Below are 15,669 nucleotides of genomic sequence, written 5' to 3' on the forward strand. Positions count from 1 at the left end.
CGCCTGACGGCGGGCCGGAAAGGGCGGCATCCGTCACGATGCCGCCCTTTGTTTTATGCGTCCGGTTTATGATTGCGCTTTCGCGCACGCATTCGATTCGTATTCCATGTCGACAACGTCCCTGCTCGTCCAATCGCTGCCGGTGCTCGCCCAGGGCGCCGTTCTGACCGTCAAGTTCGCCGTGCTGTCGATGGTGTTCGGCCTGCTTGGCGCCGTCGTGCTCGCGATGATGGGCATCCGGCAAAGCGAAGCGCTCGACGGTTTCGAACGCATCTGGGTCAACGCGCTCGCGTGGCTGGCACGCGCGTACGTGAGCCTGATGCGCGGCACGCCGCTGCTCGTGCAGATCTTCGTCATCTACTACGGGCTGCCGAGCCTCGGCATCTCGCTCGACCCGACGCCCGCCGGCGTCATCGCGCTGTCCGCGAACGTCGCGGCCTACATGTCGGAAAGCATGCGCGGCGCGATCAACGGGATCGCGCGCGGCCAATGGCTCGCCGCGTACAGCCTCGGGTTGTCGTGGGGGCAGACGCTGCGCTACGTGATCGGCCCGCAGGCGCTGCGCATCGCGGTGCCGAGCCTGTCGAACAGCCTGATCAGCCTGATCAAGGACACGTCGCTCGTGTCCGTGATCACCGTGACCGAACTGCTGCGCAGCGCGCAGGAAGTAATCGCGGCAACCTATCAGCCGCTGCCGCTTTATCTCGCCGCCGCGGCCGTGTACTGGATCCTGTGCCAGATCCTCGAATGGGTGCAGCGCTGGTACGAAAAGCGCCTGTCGCTGCCGTCGCGGCACTGAGCGCACGCCGCGCGCCGGGCCGCTCGCGCGCGCCCGGCTCCCGCCTTCCCGCTTACTCGCCCGAATAACGCACGCCGAGCGCCGCTCGCGCGGCATCGGTCATCGCGATCATCTGCCGCGAATGGTCGTGCGTCATGATCGGGCTTTCGGTCTGGCCCGCACGCAGCAGGTCGCAGAAGTGCGCCGTCTCGTAGTTCAGGCCGCCGCCGTCGACCGGTGCGTCGAGTTCGACGGTGCGCCCGTCCGCATAACGAATCGTCGCGCGCGCGGGGTTCCACCATTTCTCGTGAATCGTCACGTGGCCGCCGGCCGCGGCGATCAGCGCGTCGCCGCGCCCCATCACGTCGAGCCCGCAAAAGAGCTGCGCGATCCCGCCGTTCGCATGCACGCTGTTCAGGCTTGCGAACAGATCGACACCCGTCTCGCCGACGCGGCCGAGCGTCTGCACGTCGCGCGCGGCGCCGAGCCAGTCGACCGCGAGAAACGCCTCGTAGATCCCGATATCGAGCAGTGCGCCGCCCGCGCGATCGAGACGATAGACGGCATGGTCGTCCGGCACCGATGACGACGCGCACCCTGCCCGCACGAGCCGGATCTCGCCGATCGGATCGTCATGCAGATGCGCACGTAACTGACGGTACAGCGGGAAGAACGGCGGCTTCATCGCCTCCATGAAAAGCCGCCCGGCGTCGCGTGCCGCACGCAGCACGGTGTCGAGCTGCGCCGCGTTCAGCGTCGCGGGCTTTTCGCACAGCACGGCCTTGCCGGCAGCCAGCGCGGCCAGCGTGTACTGCGCGTGACTGTCATGGAGCGTCGCGATGTAGACCGCGTCGATATCGCTCGCGAGGAGTGCTTCGAGGCTTGCGGCAGGCGTACCGCCGTATGCATCGCAAAAGTCTGCCGCGGCATCGGCGCGGCGGGCCCAGGCACCGGCGAGCGTGGCACCCGGCACGTGCGCGAGGCTTTGCGCGAAACGGCGCGCGATGCTGCCTGCGCCAACGATGCCGAAGCGCACCGTGCGATGGTCGTTGTCGTTCATCCTGATCTTCCGTGTCGGTCGTATGACGATGGCCGGCACGCTGCCGGCCGGCCGTCATGATAAACGGCCCGCGGCACACGGATGAGCGAGTCGCGCAGCGTCAGGCGCGCATGGGCACGTCGACGGAGAAATCGCGCGAGATCTCGTCGGCGCTGAAATCGATCAGCGCAAGCGAAGCGGCTTCGGCTTCGCGCGGGTCGCGCCGCTCGATCGCGTCGACCACACGTGCATGCGCCTTCACGACGACGTCGTGCGCACCTTCCTTCTGCACGACACGCGGATTCACGAGACGCACCGCACCGCGCACGATCGCCGCCATCTGCTGGAAGAACTGGTTGCCGCTCGCCTGCACGATTCGCGTGTGCAGCAACTCGTCCGCCGTGTCGTAGCCGGGGTCGCCCGGCTGCAGCACCTTGAACGCATCGAACGCTTCACGGATGCCCGCGATGTCGGCAGCCGTCGCGCGCACCGCCGCCTGCGCGGTCGCGCGCGGTTCGATCAGCATCCGGAATTCGATGACGTCGCGCATGAACTGCGGATCGGGTTTCGCCCGGAATCGCCAGCTCACCACGTCTTCGTCGATCATCCGCCAGTCGCGCATCGGCCGCACGCGCGTGCCGACTTTCGGGCGCACGTCCAGCATGTCGCGCGCAAGCAACATCGATAGCGCTTCCCGCATCACGGTGCGACTCACATCGAACTCTTTCGACAGCACGTCCTGCGGCGGCAAGATGCCGCCGTACTTGTCCTCGACGATACCCGAGACAAGCCCATCCATCACTTTCGCGACCAGTGACCGGTCTTTGCCCTGCTCCATGACACCTCCCCGTGCGTCGATTTGCGAACACCTGCTCCGCAGTTCCGCCGGCCCTGGTTACGACTGTTCTTATGATCTATAAGTTGATGAGTTCGAGGATATTTCGCTATCTGGTAAACACCTGACAGGGTTATCCCTCTTTTTGACCGGGTGATTTATACGGCTAAAAATAAGGCCCGGGAAGCGCATTGCGCCTACCGGGCCCCGATTTCCACAAGATTTAAACATTCAGTCCATTACGACACGCGACACATCATTACGGACTGCTTGTGAAATCTTTCAATTTGCCGAATAAACGATCGTTTCAACGCCGTTTTCCGTGCCGAGCAAGCACAGGTTCGCACCGCGCTCGGCGAACAGGCCGACCGTCACGACGCCCGGCCATGCGTTCACCTGTGCTTCGAAACCGCGCGGATCGGCGATCTGCAGCCCCTTCACGTCGATGATCTCGTTGCCGTTGTCGGTGATGTACGGCGCGCCGTCCTTCGTCACGCGCAGCACCGGCACGCCGCCGAGCGCGGTCACGCGCCGGCCGATCGCCGTGCGCGCCATCGGCACGACTTCGATCGGCAGCGGGAACGCGCCGAGCACCGGCACGCGCTTGCTGGCGTCCGCGATGCAGACGAACGTATCGGCCACCGATGCGACGATCTTCTCGCGCGTCAGCGCACCGCCGCCGCCCTTGATCATCGCGCCGCCCGCGTCGATCTCGTCGGCGCCGTCGACGTACACCTGCAGCGAATCGACCTCGTTCAGGTCGAACACCTTGATGCCGTGCGACTTCAGGCGTTCGGTCGTGGCGACGGAGCTCGACACGGCGCCGCGATAGCGCGCCTTGACGACGGCGAGCGCGTCGATGAAGCAGTTGGCGGTCGAGCCGGTGCCGACGCCGATCACGGCGCCTTCCGGCACGTTCTGGATCACGTAATCGGCGGCGGCCTGGCCGACGAGGCGTTTGAGTTCGTCTTGAGTCATGGAGTGGTAATGCTGCGGGATTGCGGAAAACCGCCAGTTTACCGGACTCGGATGACGGCCCGGGTTTTTCGGCGTGCCGGGCGCGGCGGATTCAGGGCGCGCCCGCCTCGGGCGCGTTGTCCGGCGGTTGCGTGCCGGGAAAGTACTTGTCGAGCAACGCCTGCGCGATCGCGTCGGTTTCGGCGTCGGGGTTGCCTGCATAGTCGGACGGCCTGAAATGCATCTGGAACGCGGCGAACACGCGGCGCGTGCGTGCGTCGAGCACGCCATCGGTGGCCACGTCGTAACCGTAGCGCGCGAGCTTGAGCTGCAGTTCGCGCACGTCGACCGGCGCATGCGGATCGCGACCGCCGAGCCGCGCGGTCACGGTCGCCTCGTCCGGCCACGCACCGACGCCGGCCTCGGCCAGCGCATGCCACGGAAACAACGGCCCCGGATCGATCTTGCGTTGCGGCGCGATGTCGCTGTGCCCGACCACACGCGTCGGCGGAATCCCGTAGCGCGCGACGATGTCCTTCGACAGCCGGGTCAGCGCCGCGACCTGTTCGGGCGGATAGGGTTGCCAGGTGCGGTTTTGCGGATCGAGCGGCCCGCGGTTCACGTTCTCGATGCCGATCGACACCGCGTTCAGCTCCGTCGTGCCCTGCCACTCGCTGACGCCCGCGTGCCATGCGCGCTCCGATTCCGGAACGAGCTGGTAGACGACCGGCCTCCCGCGCTCGAGGCGCGGCTGCGGCGGGATGACGTAATGCACGCTGACCGAATCGCCCGTCAGCGTGCGCAGCGATTTCGCCTCGTCGCTTTCGGTGTAATGCATCACGAGAAAGCGGATCCGCGAATCGGCGCCGCGCGCGTGCAGGCTCGTGTCGGCGTAGTAGGTACCACGTTCGACGAGCGACGGCGACGTGCAGGCAGCCAGCAGGCACAGCACGGCGCAGGATGCGCCAGCGCGAAACAGGGTCATCGGTCGCGAGCTCCGGAGAGCCGCGTGCCGCATCGGATCGCGGCACGCGTCGTTCGGGTCATTCGAGGCCCGCGCAGGGCGCGCGGGGCGGGCTGCGTCAGCCCTTCACGCGCCGCTGGCGCACGGCTTCGTACAGGCATACGCCGCTGGCGACCGACACGTTCAGGCTTTCCACGCTGCCGGCCATCGGAATGCTCATCACCTCGTCGCAGGTGTCGCGCGTCAGCCGGCGCATGCCTTCGCCTTCCGCACCCATCACGAGCGCGACGGGGCCGTCGAGCTTCGTTTCGTAGAGCGTCGCCGATGCCTCGTCCGACGTGCCGATGATCCACACGCCGGCCTCCTTCAGCTCGCGCAACGCACGGGCGAGGTTCGTCACCGTGATGTACGGCACCGTATCCGCCGCACCGCTCGCTACCTTGGCCGCGGTGGCGTTCAGGCCGACCGCACGGTCGCGCGGCGCGATCACCGCGTGCGCGCCGGCCGAATCGGCGACACGCAGGCACGCGCCGAGGTTGTGCGGATCGGTGACACCGTCGAGCACCAGCAGCAGCGCCGGGCCCTGGATGCCGTCGAGCAGCTCGGACAGGTTCTGCGCGAGCGGGACGTCCTCGACACGCGCGACGACACCCTGGTGACGCTCGGTATGCGCGAGGCCCCACAGGCGCGTTTCGTCGGCCGCGATCAGCCGCACGCCCGCTTCCTTCGCGGTGTGCAGGAAGTCCTGCATGCGGCGGTCGCGGCGCGTCTGGTCGTACAGCACCTCCGCAACCGTCGATGCATCGTGCCGCAAACGTGCGGTCACCGCATGAAAACCGTAAAGAACCTTCAGACGTGACATGACTGGAACAACCTTCGATCAAACGTGCGGCCGCGCGACGCGCGCAGCCGCGATCCATGGAAAAGGAAAGCGCCGCGTTGCCGGTTGATGACCGGTCACGCGGCGTCTCTCGATACTGCAGAGCGGGCGCGGGCGCCGCCCCGAACGCTCAATACTTCTTGCGGGCGCGTGCCTTCTTCGCGGTCGGCTTCGCCGCCGCACCGCCACCGCTGCTACCCTTCTTGCGCGCGGCGCGCGCTTCCTTCACCGCGACGCTCGGCGCACTCGCGGCCTTCTTGCGACGCGGCACGGGATCCTCCGCCTGCGGCAGCGTGCGTACGCGCGGGCCATTGCCGCGGTCGGCACCGCCGCCAGCGGACGCCGGCACGGGCGACGGACGCGGCGCCTTCACCGGCGTATCGCGCACGAGGCGGAAGTCGATCTTGCGTGCATCGAGATCGACGCGGCTCACCTGCACGCGCACGCGATCCGACAGGCGATAGCGGATGCCCGTGCGTTCACCGCGCAGCTCGTTCTTGATCTCGTCGTACTGGAAGTAGTCCGAGCCGAGTTCCGTGACGTGCACGAGCCCTTCGATGAACAGCGTGTCGAGCTGCACGAAGATGCCGAACGACGTGACGCCGTTCACCATCCCGCCGTACTCCTCGCCGAGCTTGTCGCGCATGAAGTAGCACTTGAGCCAGGCCTCGACGTCGCGCGATGCTTCATCCGCGCGGCGCTCGTTCGCCGAGCAGTGCAGGCCGAGCTCTTCCCAGATCGCCGTGTTCGAACGCGAACGGCCGCGCGATTCGTCGTCGGCCTGCTGCATCGCGCGAGCGCGCGGCGACAGCGCGGTGTTCAGCTCGAAACCTTCCGGCGCCTTCGGCACGTATTTCTTGCCCGACAGGATCGCGTAGATCGCGCGGTGCGTGAGCAAGTCCGGATAACGGCGGATCGGGCTCGTGAAGTGCGCGTACGCCTCGTAGGCCAGGCCGAAGTGACCGATGTTGTCCGGGCTGTAGACGGCCTGCTGCATCGAGCGCAGCAGCATCGGCTGCAGCATCTGCGCATCGGGCCGGTCGCGGATCTGCGCCATCAGCGCCGCGTAGTCGCTCGCATGCGGCTTGTCGCCGCCGCCGAGCGACAGGCCCATGCCGCGCAGGAATGCACGCAGGTTCTCGAGCTTCTCCGGCGTCGGCCCCGCGTGCACGCGGTACAGGCCCGGATGCTTGTTGCGCTTCAGGAAATCGGCGGCGCAGACGTTCGCGGCCAGCATGCATTCCTCGATCAGCTTGTGCGCATCGTTACGCTGGCGCGGCACGATCTGCTCGATTTTGCCCTGCGAGTTGCAGACGATGTAGGTCTCGGTCGTGTCGAAGTCGATCGCGCCACGCTTCTGCCGCGCGGCGAACAGCGACTTGTAGACGCCGTACAGATCCTGCAGGTGCGGCAGAAGATCCGCGCGGCGCGCAGCCTCCGGCCCCTTCGTGTTCGACAGCACGGCGGCGACTTCGGTGTACGTCAGGCGCGCCGCCGAATGGATGACGGCCGGATAGAACTGGTACGCCTTGATCTCGCCGCGCGCGGTGATCACCATGTCGCACGCGAGCACGCAGCGGTCGACCTGCGGATTCAGCGAGCACAGGCCGTTCGACAGCTTCTCCGGGAGCATCGGAATCACGCGGCGCGGGAAGTAGACCGACGTGCTGCGCTCGAGCGCGTCGGCATCGAGCCCGCTGCCCGGCTGTACGTAGTGCGACACGTCGGCGATCGCGACGATCAGGCGGTAGCCGTCGCCGCGGCCGACCTTGACCGGCTCGCAGTAGACGGCGTCGTCGAAGTCGCGGGCGTCCTCGCCGTCGATCGTCACGAGCGGCACGTCGCGCAGGTCGACGCGGAAACGCAGGTCGGTCGGCCGCACCTTGTCGGGCAGCGCGGCGGCTTCGTCGAGCGCCGGCTGGCTGAACTCGTGCGGCACGCCGTACTTGCGCACCGCGATTTCGATTTCCATGCCCGGATCGTCGATGTCGCCGAGCACCTCGACGACACGGCCGAGCGGCTGCGAATGGCGGCTCGGGAAATCGGTCAGTTCGACGACGACGACCTGCCCGACCTTCGCCTTCTTCACGTTCTGCGTGATCAGGATGTCGTGGCCGATACGCTTGTCTTCCGGTGCGACGATCAGCGCGCCGTTCTCGTTGAGCAGGCGGCCGATCACGCGCTTGTTCGCGCGCTCGGTGACTTCGACGACATGCCCTTCCGGGCGGCCGCGGCGATCGTAGCCGACGATCCGCGCGAGCACGCGATCGTTGTGCATCACCTTCTGCATTTCGCCGTTCGGCAAGAACAGGTCGTCCTGGCCGTCGTCGCGGATCACGAACCCGTAGCCGTCGCGATGCCCCTGCACGCGCCCGGCGACGAAGTTCGACGGATGGGTCAACTGGTAATGGCCGCGCTTGTCGAGGCGGATCTGGCCGTCGCGTTCCATCGCGGCGACACGCCGGAAGAACCCCTCGCGCTCCTGACGCTTGATCGACAGTGCTTCCGCGATGTCGTTGGCGGCCAGCGGCGCGTCGCTCGTACGCAGCACGCCGAGAATTTCTTCACGGCTCGGAATGGGGTACGGATATTTGCTCAAGGGTTTGTCGATGGTTGTTCTCGTTGCGTTGATTGATGGTGCACGGCATCAACATAGAGGTGTCCGTCAGACAGTTCTATATTGACGGCGGCGGGTCATTCTATCACCCGCCTGTGTCACCAAAAGACCGGAATGCCGCCGGCAGGCGCGGCGGAGCCCGGTTTGCGATGCATCGCAAAAAAGTGTTGACACGAATAATTGGGGCGCTATAATTTCGCTTCTTTGCAGCAAGCAGCTACTGCAAAACGTGCCCAGGTGGCGGAATTGGTAGACGCACTAGGTTCAGGTCCTAGCGGTGGCAACATCGTGGAGGTTCGAGTCCTCTCCTGGGCACCATCTGTTTTTAAAAAGGTCGGCTTCTGCCGGCCTTTTTTCATTTCCAGCCCAGGAAGCAAAGCGCCTGCGCGCTTTGCGCGAGGACTCGAAAGGCTGCGCTTGCAAGCGCAGCCGGGGTCGCGCTTATGTGACCAAGTCCTCTCCTGGGCACCATCTGTTTTATAAAAAGGTCGGCTTCAAGCCGGCCTTTTTCACTTCTAGCCCAGGGAACCGTGCGCCGGAGTCGCGCATGTGCGACCGAGTTCTCTCCTCGGCGCCTCTGTATTCAAAAAAGCCGGCATCGTGCCGGCCACCTTCCCTTCGTTTCCGAGCCTTGGGCGCTCATCGCAGGCCACTCGGCATCGTCGCGAATCAGCACCAAAATGGTGCGCGCGTGGCGGACCGAAATCCGCCTCGCGCCAAGTCGCCATCAGAGCATGCGCTTCAGCACGTCGTTCTTCGACACGAAATGATGCTTGAGTGCCGCCGCCGCGTGTACCGCCACCACGAATGCCAGCGTATAGCAGCCGAACTTGTGAAGGTCGAACCAGTGCTCGGTCACCGGCCCCGCGCTATACGGCGTCTTCACGTAAAGCACGCCAAACAGCCAGTACCCGTCCGGCACCATCACGAACCCGCTGAACAGCACGAAGGCGACCAGCGCGTAAATCAGCGAGTGCACCAGGTGCGCGATCGATTGCTGCTGACGCGGAATCGACGCGACGTCAGGCGGCGTGCGGCGGAAGAACGACCACACGTAGCGCAGCGGAAACAGCACGATCAGACAGCTCGCGAGCGACATGTTCAGGGTCGACACGAAACGCCAGAGATCCGGCTGCGTGATGAAGTGCAGCGAAATTCCGGCCACCATCGTGTACAGGATCACGGCCGCGAAAATCCAGTGCAGCGCGCGGGAAAAGCGGTCGTATCGACCGCTGGATAATGTTTCGTTATGCAAATCTGTTTGGGAAGCCACCTGCATGATTCATCCTTTATCGGTTGCGAAGACATGGTTGCCATGGATATGTGGATGAAATTATCGAGGCGGAAACCCGTGTTGATAACCATTCTCAAGGATTTCAAAATACCCGGCGCGACGTCAGCGCATCTCGATCAGGAACGTCATCACGCCGTCGCCCGACCCCGCCGTCACGCGCTCGCCGTACTGGTAGTACTGCGCGGTATACGGCAACGTGGTTGCCCCGACCGTCGCGTCACCGAGGCTGTGCCAGGTATTCAACGTGACCGGCGCATCGTTCTTCAGCACGCGAATGCCGACCCCCTGCGCGGCGTCGTCGCCGAGCAGCTTCAGCACGTCGGTCGTGCCCGGCACCGTCTCGCCGAGCAGCTGGATCGACAGCGGGGTCGGCCGTGCCTCGCCGAACGGGCTGCAGGTCAGGTCGATCGCGAATTCGCGTGACGCCTGGGTCGAGCCCGGACCGTCGAAGGCCGACGCGGGCACGGCGCCGAGCGGCACGACGAGATGCTTCGAGGCCGTATTGACGGTGCAGGCGACGCCCCGCACGTAACTGCTCGTAATGTGCTTGCGCACCACGTAATGGCCCGGATCGCCGCTCACGGGCGACGCCTCGACGACAAACGCCTGGCCCAGCAGGAAGCCGGGCGTCACCGGCCCGATCTTGACGAGCTCCATGTCGATCACGAACGTGCGCGCCGAGCCGTCCCCCGGATGCATCCCGAGCACGCCTTCCGTCTTGCTGCCGAGATCCTCGCCGTCGCGCACCATCCGCAGCGCAAGGCCCGGGAGATTGGTTGCCCACAGGTTCATGCCCGGCGCGGGGCCGAACTCGCTCGAGTAGTTCAAGGTCCGCGCCAGCGGCTCGCCCTGGCCGTTCGGCGCACAGGTGAGGGTCAGCGTGAACCGGACCGACCGGACGACGCCGCCGACCTCGACGCCGTCGGCCGCGATCGAACCGAACTCGATCGGATTGAAATCTTCGGGGAGGCTCAAGCACGCGGCAAACGCGGGCGCCGTGCAGAGCGTCAGCGTGACGAACGCCGCCCAGCGGCGCAGGCACGTGGCAAATCGGGATATCGTGAGTTTCATGAACGGGGTGAAGTAGGTGAAGCAGCGTCGGCCCGCAACGCCGGATGCGTGCGCGAGCAGACGACCTCGAGTTCGGGGAAATTGCTGTGCGGCGTCGACTCGCCCATGTTGTACGACAGTGCGCAGCGCTCGTCCGGGCGCGCGCCCCATCGCACGAACAGGTCGCCGGCCCGGCCGACGCCGGTGACGAAGCCCTGCCCGTTCGGGCCGACCATGCCGACCTCCTTGCCGGCCGCCGTCATCACGGCGGCACCGAACGGCACCGGCTGGCCCGCGTCGTCGGTCATGTCGAGCATCAGGCGGCCCGCCTCGACCTCGAACGGCGCCAGCACGACCGCACCGTGCGTCGGCACGACGTGCACGATCGCGTTGCGAATCTCGAGCTGACGATCGAGTTCCGCCGTGCGCAACGCGATGCGGTTCTGCCGGTACGGCGTGACGTTCGGCACGACCGCATAGCCCGCGCGGTCGGTACGCACGCCGGCATGCGCGATCACGCCGATGTCGGCCGCACCCTCGCTGCGCACCAGTGCGACGGTTTCGCCGAGCGGCTGCGACAGCGTGACGCCGCCGCCGTGCACGATCATGCCGCCCGCCGCGCTGACCGAGGTCTGCGAGCCGCTGCGCGTCTGGTTGTGGGTGGCCCCGAACTGGCCGGCCGTCGCACGGTAGTTCAGGTTCACCGCACCGCCCAGGCCGTGTGCCGTGCGATCGGCGTCGACGCCGTAGCTCAGGCGATCGTCGTCGAACAACGTGCCGAACACGCCCGCGCGCTGCTCGGTGCCCGCGGTACCGGCGATCAGCGTCGCGCTGCCGTACGCGTGCGGTGTCGTCGTGCGCCCGCCGCCGAACGGAATCGACAGGTTCAGCGATACTTGCCGGCTGCGCTCGCCGCGCGCGCGCTGCTCGGCGCTCAGGCTCACGTTGTAGGACACGCGCGACACGCTGCCCGAATAGCCGAGCTGGAGCAGCCGGTCCTCGCCCGCACCGTCACGGTAGGCTCGCCGGCTCGCACTGACGTACAGCGAGCCCGCGTGCCCCAGGCTCTGCGACACGCTCAGCTCACTGCGGTTGCGCTTGCCCGCGCGGCCCGCCCACGTGTCGACCGACGTCGCGTAGCGCACCACGACGTCGGACAGGCTGCGATAGCCGCCCGAGTACTGGTGATGCGCGGCGCGCAGTTCCGTGCCGGTCGACGCGAACGCCTTCGCGTACATCGCGCGCACCGCGCTACCCGCGCCCGCTTGCCCCGCCTGGTCGCGATAACGGGCGTGCGTTACGTCCACCGACAGTGCACCGATCCGCGCCAGGTTGCGCGCGGCGCCGGCCGCCAGCGCCGCATACCCGTTCGCGAACGTCACGCCGCCGTAGATCGTCGTCTCACCGGGCAAGCCGTAAGCGGCGCTCGCCGACGTGAACCACTGCGATTGGGCGGAATCGGCACGCAAGCGCCCCGCGGCCGCGCGATACGACCACGCATTCTGGCGCAGCAGGGTCGGAATGCTCGCCGACGGCTGGATGAAGCTGCGCTTCTGGCCATCCGCCTCGACGATCGTCACCTCGAGGTCCGCATGCGCCGCGATCGCGTACAGGTCGTCGATCTCGAACGGCCCCGGCGGCACGTAGCTGCTGTAGATCAGATAGCCGTTCTGGCGAATCTCGACCTTCGCATGGCTTTGCGCGATGCCGCGCACGACCGGCGCGTAGCCGCGCTGGCTGTCCGGTTGCATCGTGTCGTCGGACGCGAGCTGCACGCCGCGGAACGCCACGCTGTCGAACACGTTGTCGGACGTGAAGTTCTCGCCGAACGTGACGCGGCTGCGCCAGCCGGGAAGGTCGCGCTCGAGATAGGTATTCATGAATTGCGTCTGCAGCCCCGACGCGTTGTGGTTCACCATCGCGCTGCTGCGCAGGCGCCACGCGCCGAGGTTCAGGCCCGCGCGCACGCTGCCGTATGCTTCCGTCGCGTGGCCCGACGGCCCGTCGTAACGCCGCTGCGCGGCGTTGAAGCGATAGTCGAAGCGCAGTGCATTGATGCCTTCGTCCCAGCGCGACGGATCGACCGAGCCGCGCGGCACGCGCTTCATCTTCGCCTGCGGGACCGTCAGCGCCAGCGTCTGGCGATCCGGATCCACCGTGACCGTTGCGTCCGGCATCGCATCGCGCGGATCGACGCACGCGAGCGTAGCGCCGGCCGCATCTGCGGCATCCACCTCGGCGACGCGCGGATAGGCCGCGAGGTTCACGCCGAACCCGTCGAGCTGCGCGGCGCCCAGGCAGGGCCGCACCGCATTGCCTTGTTCGTCGCGTGGATCGCGCTCGAAGCGGATGTCGTGCATGCCCGACGCCTCGCCATTGACCGACACCTCGACCGGGTGCACGCCGGGCAGCAGCACGTTCGCTTCGGCGAACACGTCGAGATCCACATCCGCCTGCGGGTTGCCGAACGCGAGGAACGCGGGATTGAACGCCGTGTTCGCGTGCGCGTGCGCCCCCGCGCTCGGCAATCCGAACGCGAAGGTCGAAGCGAGCGCGAGCACGCATCGGCGCAGCGGGTCAAGGCATCGTGTCATGAATAGGTGAACGGCGCGCGCCGGATGAGCGCACGCCGCATGAAGTCAAAAAAATGGAAAGTCGGGAAAGCGGATCGCGGAGTGGCCGCTTGCCGGCCCCGCGACCGCGTTGCGTCAAACGGCGCCGGTCGGCACCTTCATCGTGACGGACGGCGTCACGGCGCCGTAGTCGTTGATCGTGCTGAACCGCAGCGTGACGGGCTGCACCGGCACCGCGTGGATGTAGCGCAGCTTGTAGGTCGCCGCCTGCAGCGGCGGCACCATCTCGAGATCGACGTCCTCGGTCGTGCCGGCATCGATGCCGATCTTCGAGAACGTGACGTGATAAGGCGTCGGATTGTTCACCGTCAGCAGCGCGCCGTCGCCCGACGGCGTGATGTGCCAGGTCAGCGCCGCCGGCGCATCGGCCGACGAGCCGGTCAGGCCCTGCGGCCGATAGAACGCCTTGATCCGCGTCTGGATCGCGATCTGGAGCACGTTGTCCTGCTTCGGCGTGGCCGGAATCTCCTTCACGTTCAGCCACATCAGCGACTCGCGATCGGACGGCAGCCCGTGCTTGACGGGCATCACGCGCAGCAGGTTTTCCTTGCCGGGATCGAGCCGCGACAGCGGCGGTGTGACGAAGAACGGTGCCTTCGCGCCGCCCTTCGTCGATCCGCCGTCAATCCAGGCCTGCACGACGTAAGGCTGGCTGTCCGCGTTCTTCACGGGCACGACGGCTTCGCGCCGGTCCTCCTGCAGGATCACGCGCGTCGCGCCCACCACCACGCCCGCCAGCGCGCCGTGGGTCATGCACAGCCCGAGCACGCAGGCCAGCGTACGTTGTCCGAATTGAATCGTCATCGGTCGATCCCGTCTGCTTAGCGGTAGTGCAACGTGAACGACGCCGTGCCGTTCGCCTCGCCCGCCTCGGTCTGGTTCGACGTCGAGACGTAGTTCGCGGCGAAGTTCAGCACGTTGCTGCCCGGCGTCAGCTTGAGCGTGTCGGTCTCGCTGTTGATGCCGATCTGCTTGCCCCCTTCGTCCATCAACTGGATGCCGACGCCTTTCGCGTCGTCCTGCGCGCCGGTGCCGATCGCGAGCAGCGTCGGATCGTCGCCGTTCGACGTGCCCTCGAACTGCGCGCGTACGCCGCTCAGCTGGTCGTTGCACTCGCTCAGCGCGATCTGGAACGGCACGCGGCGACTTTCCTGGCCGGCGGTGGCCAGCTGGTCGATACCGATCGCGCCGAGCGGCACCTGAATATTGCTGTTGTCGATCTTGCAGGTCGTCGCGACGATCTTGCCGTGGAAGTTGATCGTGCCATCCGCGGCTAGTGCGGACGTCGATCCGAATGCGGCCAGCAGCGCGGCCAACAGGAGGGATTTCTGGGTCTTTTTCATCGAGTATCTGGGTAGAGAATTGAGGATTTCCGCTGCCGGTCCCTGACAGCGGAACAACGAACCCGTCGAGTTCGCAGGCATTATTCCGAGCCGGCCATCGCCACCCAACAAACTTAAGAAAATTCTCAACGCATGCCGCCTGGACGGATGAATCACGCATGCAATGCGACGCCGGCGACGCCCCCTTCCACCCTTCCCGGGCACACCTGCCGACGTTGCGGACAGCACCTAGTCAATACTCAAGGAATCCTCATCATCTGGTGAAATGTGCACCCTGCAGCGAGATGGCCGTCGACACGGATGGTGTGCGCAAGCGCGCCCGAAGCCGGCAGGGCCGAGCGTGCCGCTCGCGGCGGCGGTGACGAACGACGGGGGGATGTGATCGGAACGCGGCGAGACGGGCTACCGTGCCTCGCGAAAGCCTCGGGATAGCCTCGCGCAGGCGCGTCGATTCAATGCCGAACGGCGGCTGAAGCAGCGTGCCGCGACAGCGTTGCCGGAATGGGAATACGGATGGGGACAGGAAGGATCGGCGATATCGATCCCGTGGTCAGCCGGCGCGCGTCGCCGCGGCCGGCCGATTGCTCAGGTCAACTCGAGCCGATACCCGTAGTTGTAGATCGTCGTGATCGCGAGCCCGTTCTTCGGCCGCAGCCCAAGGCTCGTACGCAACTTGCTGACGTAGGTGGCCAGCGTCGCGTCGTACTTTCGGTCCACCACGCCCCAGATACGCTTGATCATCATGTCCTTCGACACGATCCGCCCGACGCTCTCGAACAACATCAGCGCGAGATCGAACTCGCGCTGCGACAGCTCGACCGGCACGCCGTCGACGGTCGCGGCATGCGAGCTCGTGTCGAGCACGAACTTGCCGACCTCGACCACCTTCGCGCGCTGCGTCTCCGGGTAGTACTTGCGCGCCTGCGCATTGACGCGCGCGACGAGTTCGCGCTCCCGCAACGGCTTGATCAGATAGTCGTCTGCACCGGTGTTCAGACCGAACACGATGTCGTTCTCGCCGTCGTGCTGCGTCATCATGATGATCGGCAGCGTGTCGGCGAACGATTCGCGCGCCCAGCGCATCACCTCGATCCCCGACTTGCCGGGCACGTCCCAGTCGAGCAGCAGTACGTCGACGCGCTGCGTGCGCACCAGCTCGATGAAGCTGTCGCCGTCGTGACGCACCTCCGTGTCGTAGCCGGCCTTGTTGAGCCAGCCGGCCACGACGCCCGCCTGCGTCACCATGTCTTCGAGTATTGCGACAATCATGTTCGATCCA

Annotated in this window: 13 protein-coding genes and 1 tRNA gene; 2 read left to right on the forward strand and 12 right to left on the reverse strand. The window is 66.3% G+C overall.

Annotated features, from left to right (window positions below; genetic code table 11):
- Positions 1–106: 106 nt before the first annotated feature.
- Positions 107–799 carry an amino acid ABC transporter permease gene (locus LGM56_RS32345; protein WP_006484207.1) on the forward strand — a complete coding sequence of 231 codons (693 nt, stop codon included), beginning with the start codon at positions 107–109 and terminating at the stop codon, positions 797–799.
- A 52-nt stretch (positions 800–851) separates the two neighbouring features.
- Here the strand turns inward: LGM56_RS32345 and LGM56_RS32350 are convergent, their stop codons facing one another.
- From LGM56_RS32350 to rnr, 6 genes are all read right to left on the reverse strand, one after another.
- The gene (locus tag LGM56_RS32350) at positions 852–1,838 is read right to left on the reverse strand and encodes a Gfo/Idh/MocA family protein (protein ID WP_226207787.1); all 987 of its coding nucleotides are present in this window, start codon (positions 1,836–1,838) and stop codon (positions 852–854) included.
- Positions 1,839–1,938: 100 nt separating this feature from the next.
- A complete protein-coding gene (locus LGM56_RS32355) occupies positions 1,939–2,655 on the reverse strand; it encodes a FadR/GntR family transcriptional regulator (RefSeq protein WP_021161556.1) in 717 nt (238 codons plus the stop codon).
- Positions 2,656–2,934: 279 nt separating this feature from the next.
- Positions 2,935–3,630, reverse strand: coding sequence for a ribose-5-phosphate isomerase RpiA (gene rpiA, locus LGM56_RS32360; protein WP_027787641.1), 696 nt, complete (start codon positions 3,628–3,630; stop codon positions 2,935–2,937).
- Between the two features lie 91 nt (positions 3,631–3,721).
- Complete coding sequence (locus tag LGM56_RS32365) at positions 3,722–4,594, reverse strand: N-acetylmuramoyl-L-alanine amidase (protein ID WP_226207788.1); 873 nt, start codon at positions 4,592–4,594, stop codon at positions 3,722–3,724.
- A gap of 97 nt (positions 4,595–4,691) precedes the next feature.
- Complete coding sequence (rlmB, locus tag LGM56_RS32370; RefSeq protein WP_059234599.1) at positions 4,692–5,435, reverse strand: 23S rRNA (guanosine(2251)-2'-O)-methyltransferase RlmB; 744 nt, start codon at positions 5,433–5,435, stop codon at positions 4,692–4,694.
- 148 nt (positions 5,436–5,583) lie between these two features.
- Entirely contained in the window at positions 5,584–8,052 is a 2,469-nt protein-coding gene (gene rnr / locus LGM56_RS32375; RefSeq protein WP_226207789.1) for a ribonuclease R, read from the reverse strand.
- 249 nt (positions 8,053–8,301) lie between these two features.
- Between rnr and LGM56_RS32380 the strand changes: the two genes are divergently transcribed.
- Positions 8,302–8,388, forward strand: a tRNA-Leu gene (locus tag LGM56_RS32380).
- A gap of 409 nt (positions 8,389–8,797) precedes the next feature.
- On the opposite strand, the gene LGM56_RS32385 is transcribed toward LGM56_RS32380, so the two are convergent.
- The 6 genes from LGM56_RS32385 to LGM56_RS32410 all read right to left on the reverse strand — a co-directional run bounded on the left by LGM56_RS32385 (position 8,798) and on the right by LGM56_RS32410 (position 15,659).
- Positions 8,798–9,349, reverse strand: coding sequence for a cytochrome b (locus LGM56_RS32385; RefSeq protein WP_413226811.1), 552 nt, complete (start codon positions 9,347–9,349; stop codon positions 8,798–8,800).
- 117 nt (positions 9,350–9,466) lie between these two features.
- Positions 9,467–10,435 carry a fimbrial protein gene (locus LGM56_RS32390; protein WP_226207791.1) on the reverse strand — a complete coding sequence of 323 codons (969 nt, stop codon included), beginning with the start codon at positions 10,433–10,435 and terminating at the stop codon, positions 9,467–9,469.
- Positions 10,432–13,008, reverse strand: a complete 2,577-nt coding sequence (locus LGM56_RS32395; RefSeq protein ID WP_226207792.1) for a fimbria/pilus outer membrane usher protein — start codon at positions 13,006–13,008, stop codon at positions 10,432–10,434. Before LGM56_RS32395 ends, LGM56_RS32390 begins: the two co-directional genes overlap by 4 nt.
- Before the next feature lie 114 nt (positions 13,009–13,122).
- Entirely contained in the window at positions 13,123–13,851 is a 729-nt protein-coding gene (locus LGM56_RS32400; protein ID WP_226207793.1) for a molecular chaperone, read from the reverse strand.
- A 17-nt stretch (positions 13,852–13,868) separates the two neighbouring features.
- The gene (locus LGM56_RS32405; RefSeq protein WP_175237217.1) at positions 13,869–14,390 is read right to left on the reverse strand and encodes a fimbrial protein; all 522 of its coding nucleotides are present in this window, start codon (positions 14,388–14,390) and stop codon (positions 13,869–13,871) included.
- Positions 14,391–14,975: 585 nt separating this feature from the next.
- A complete protein-coding gene (locus LGM56_RS32410; RefSeq protein ID WP_089425257.1) occupies positions 14,976–15,659 on the reverse strand; it encodes a response regulator transcription factor in 684 nt (227 codons plus the stop codon).
- Positions 15,660–15,669 lie beyond the last annotated feature (10 nt).

The sequence above is a fragment of the Burkholderia sp. AU38729 genome, from assembly GCF_020419725.1.
In the GTDB taxonomy this organism is placed as follows: domain Bacteria; phylum Pseudomonadota; class Gammaproteobacteria; order Burkholderiales; family Burkholderiaceae; genus Burkholderia.

What these genes read in the sequence shown, in the direction of transcription:
- LGM56_RS32345 (WP_006484207.1), top strand. Translation starts at nt 107, where the DNA reads ATGTCGACAACGTCCCTGCTCGTCCAATCGCTGCCGGTGCTCGCCCAG.
- LGM56_RS32350 (WP_226207787.1), bottom strand. Translation starts at nt 1,838, where the DNA reads ATGAACGACAACGACCATCGCACGGTGCGCTTCGGCATCGTTGGCGCA.
- LGM56_RS32355 (WP_021161556.1), bottom strand. Translation starts at nt 2,655, where the DNA reads ATGGAGCAGGGCAAAGACCGGTCACTGGTCGCGAAAGTGATGGATGGG.
- rpiA (WP_027787641.1), bottom strand. Translation starts at nt 3,630, where the DNA reads ATGACTCAAGACGAACTCAAACGCCTCGTCGGCCAGGCCGCCGCCGAT.
- LGM56_RS32365 (WP_226207788.1), bottom strand. Translation starts at nt 4,594, where the DNA reads ATGACCCTGTTTCGCGCTGGCGCATCCTGCGCCGTGCTGTGCCTGCTG.
- rlmB (WP_059234599.1), bottom strand. Translation starts at nt 5,435, where the DNA reads ATGTCACGTCTGAAGGTTCTTTACGGTTTTCATGCGGTGACCGCACGT.
- LGM56_RS32385 (WP_413226811.1), bottom strand. Translation starts at nt 9,349, where the DNA reads ATGCAGGTGGCTTCCCAAACAGATTTGCATAACGAAACATTATCCAGC.
- LGM56_RS32390 (WP_226207791.1), bottom strand. Translation starts at nt 10,435, where the DNA reads ATGAAACTCACGATATCCCGATTTGCCACGTGCCTGCGCCGCTGGGCG.
- LGM56_RS32395 (WP_226207792.1), bottom strand. Translation starts at nt 13,008, where the DNA reads ATGACACGATGCCTTGACCCGCTGCGCCGATGCGTGCTCGCGCTCGCT.
- LGM56_RS32400 (WP_226207793.1), bottom strand. Translation starts at nt 13,851, where the DNA reads ATGACGATTCAATTCGGACAACGTACGCTGGCCTGCGTGCTCGGGCTG.
- LGM56_RS32405 (WP_175237217.1), bottom strand. Translation starts at nt 14,390, where the DNA reads ATGAAAAAGACCCAGAAATCCCTCCTGTTGGCCGCGCTGCTGGCCGCA.
- LGM56_RS32410 (WP_089425257.1), bottom strand. Translation starts at nt 15,659, where the DNA reads ATGATTGTCGCAATACTCGAAGACATGGTGACGCAGGCGGGCGTCGTG.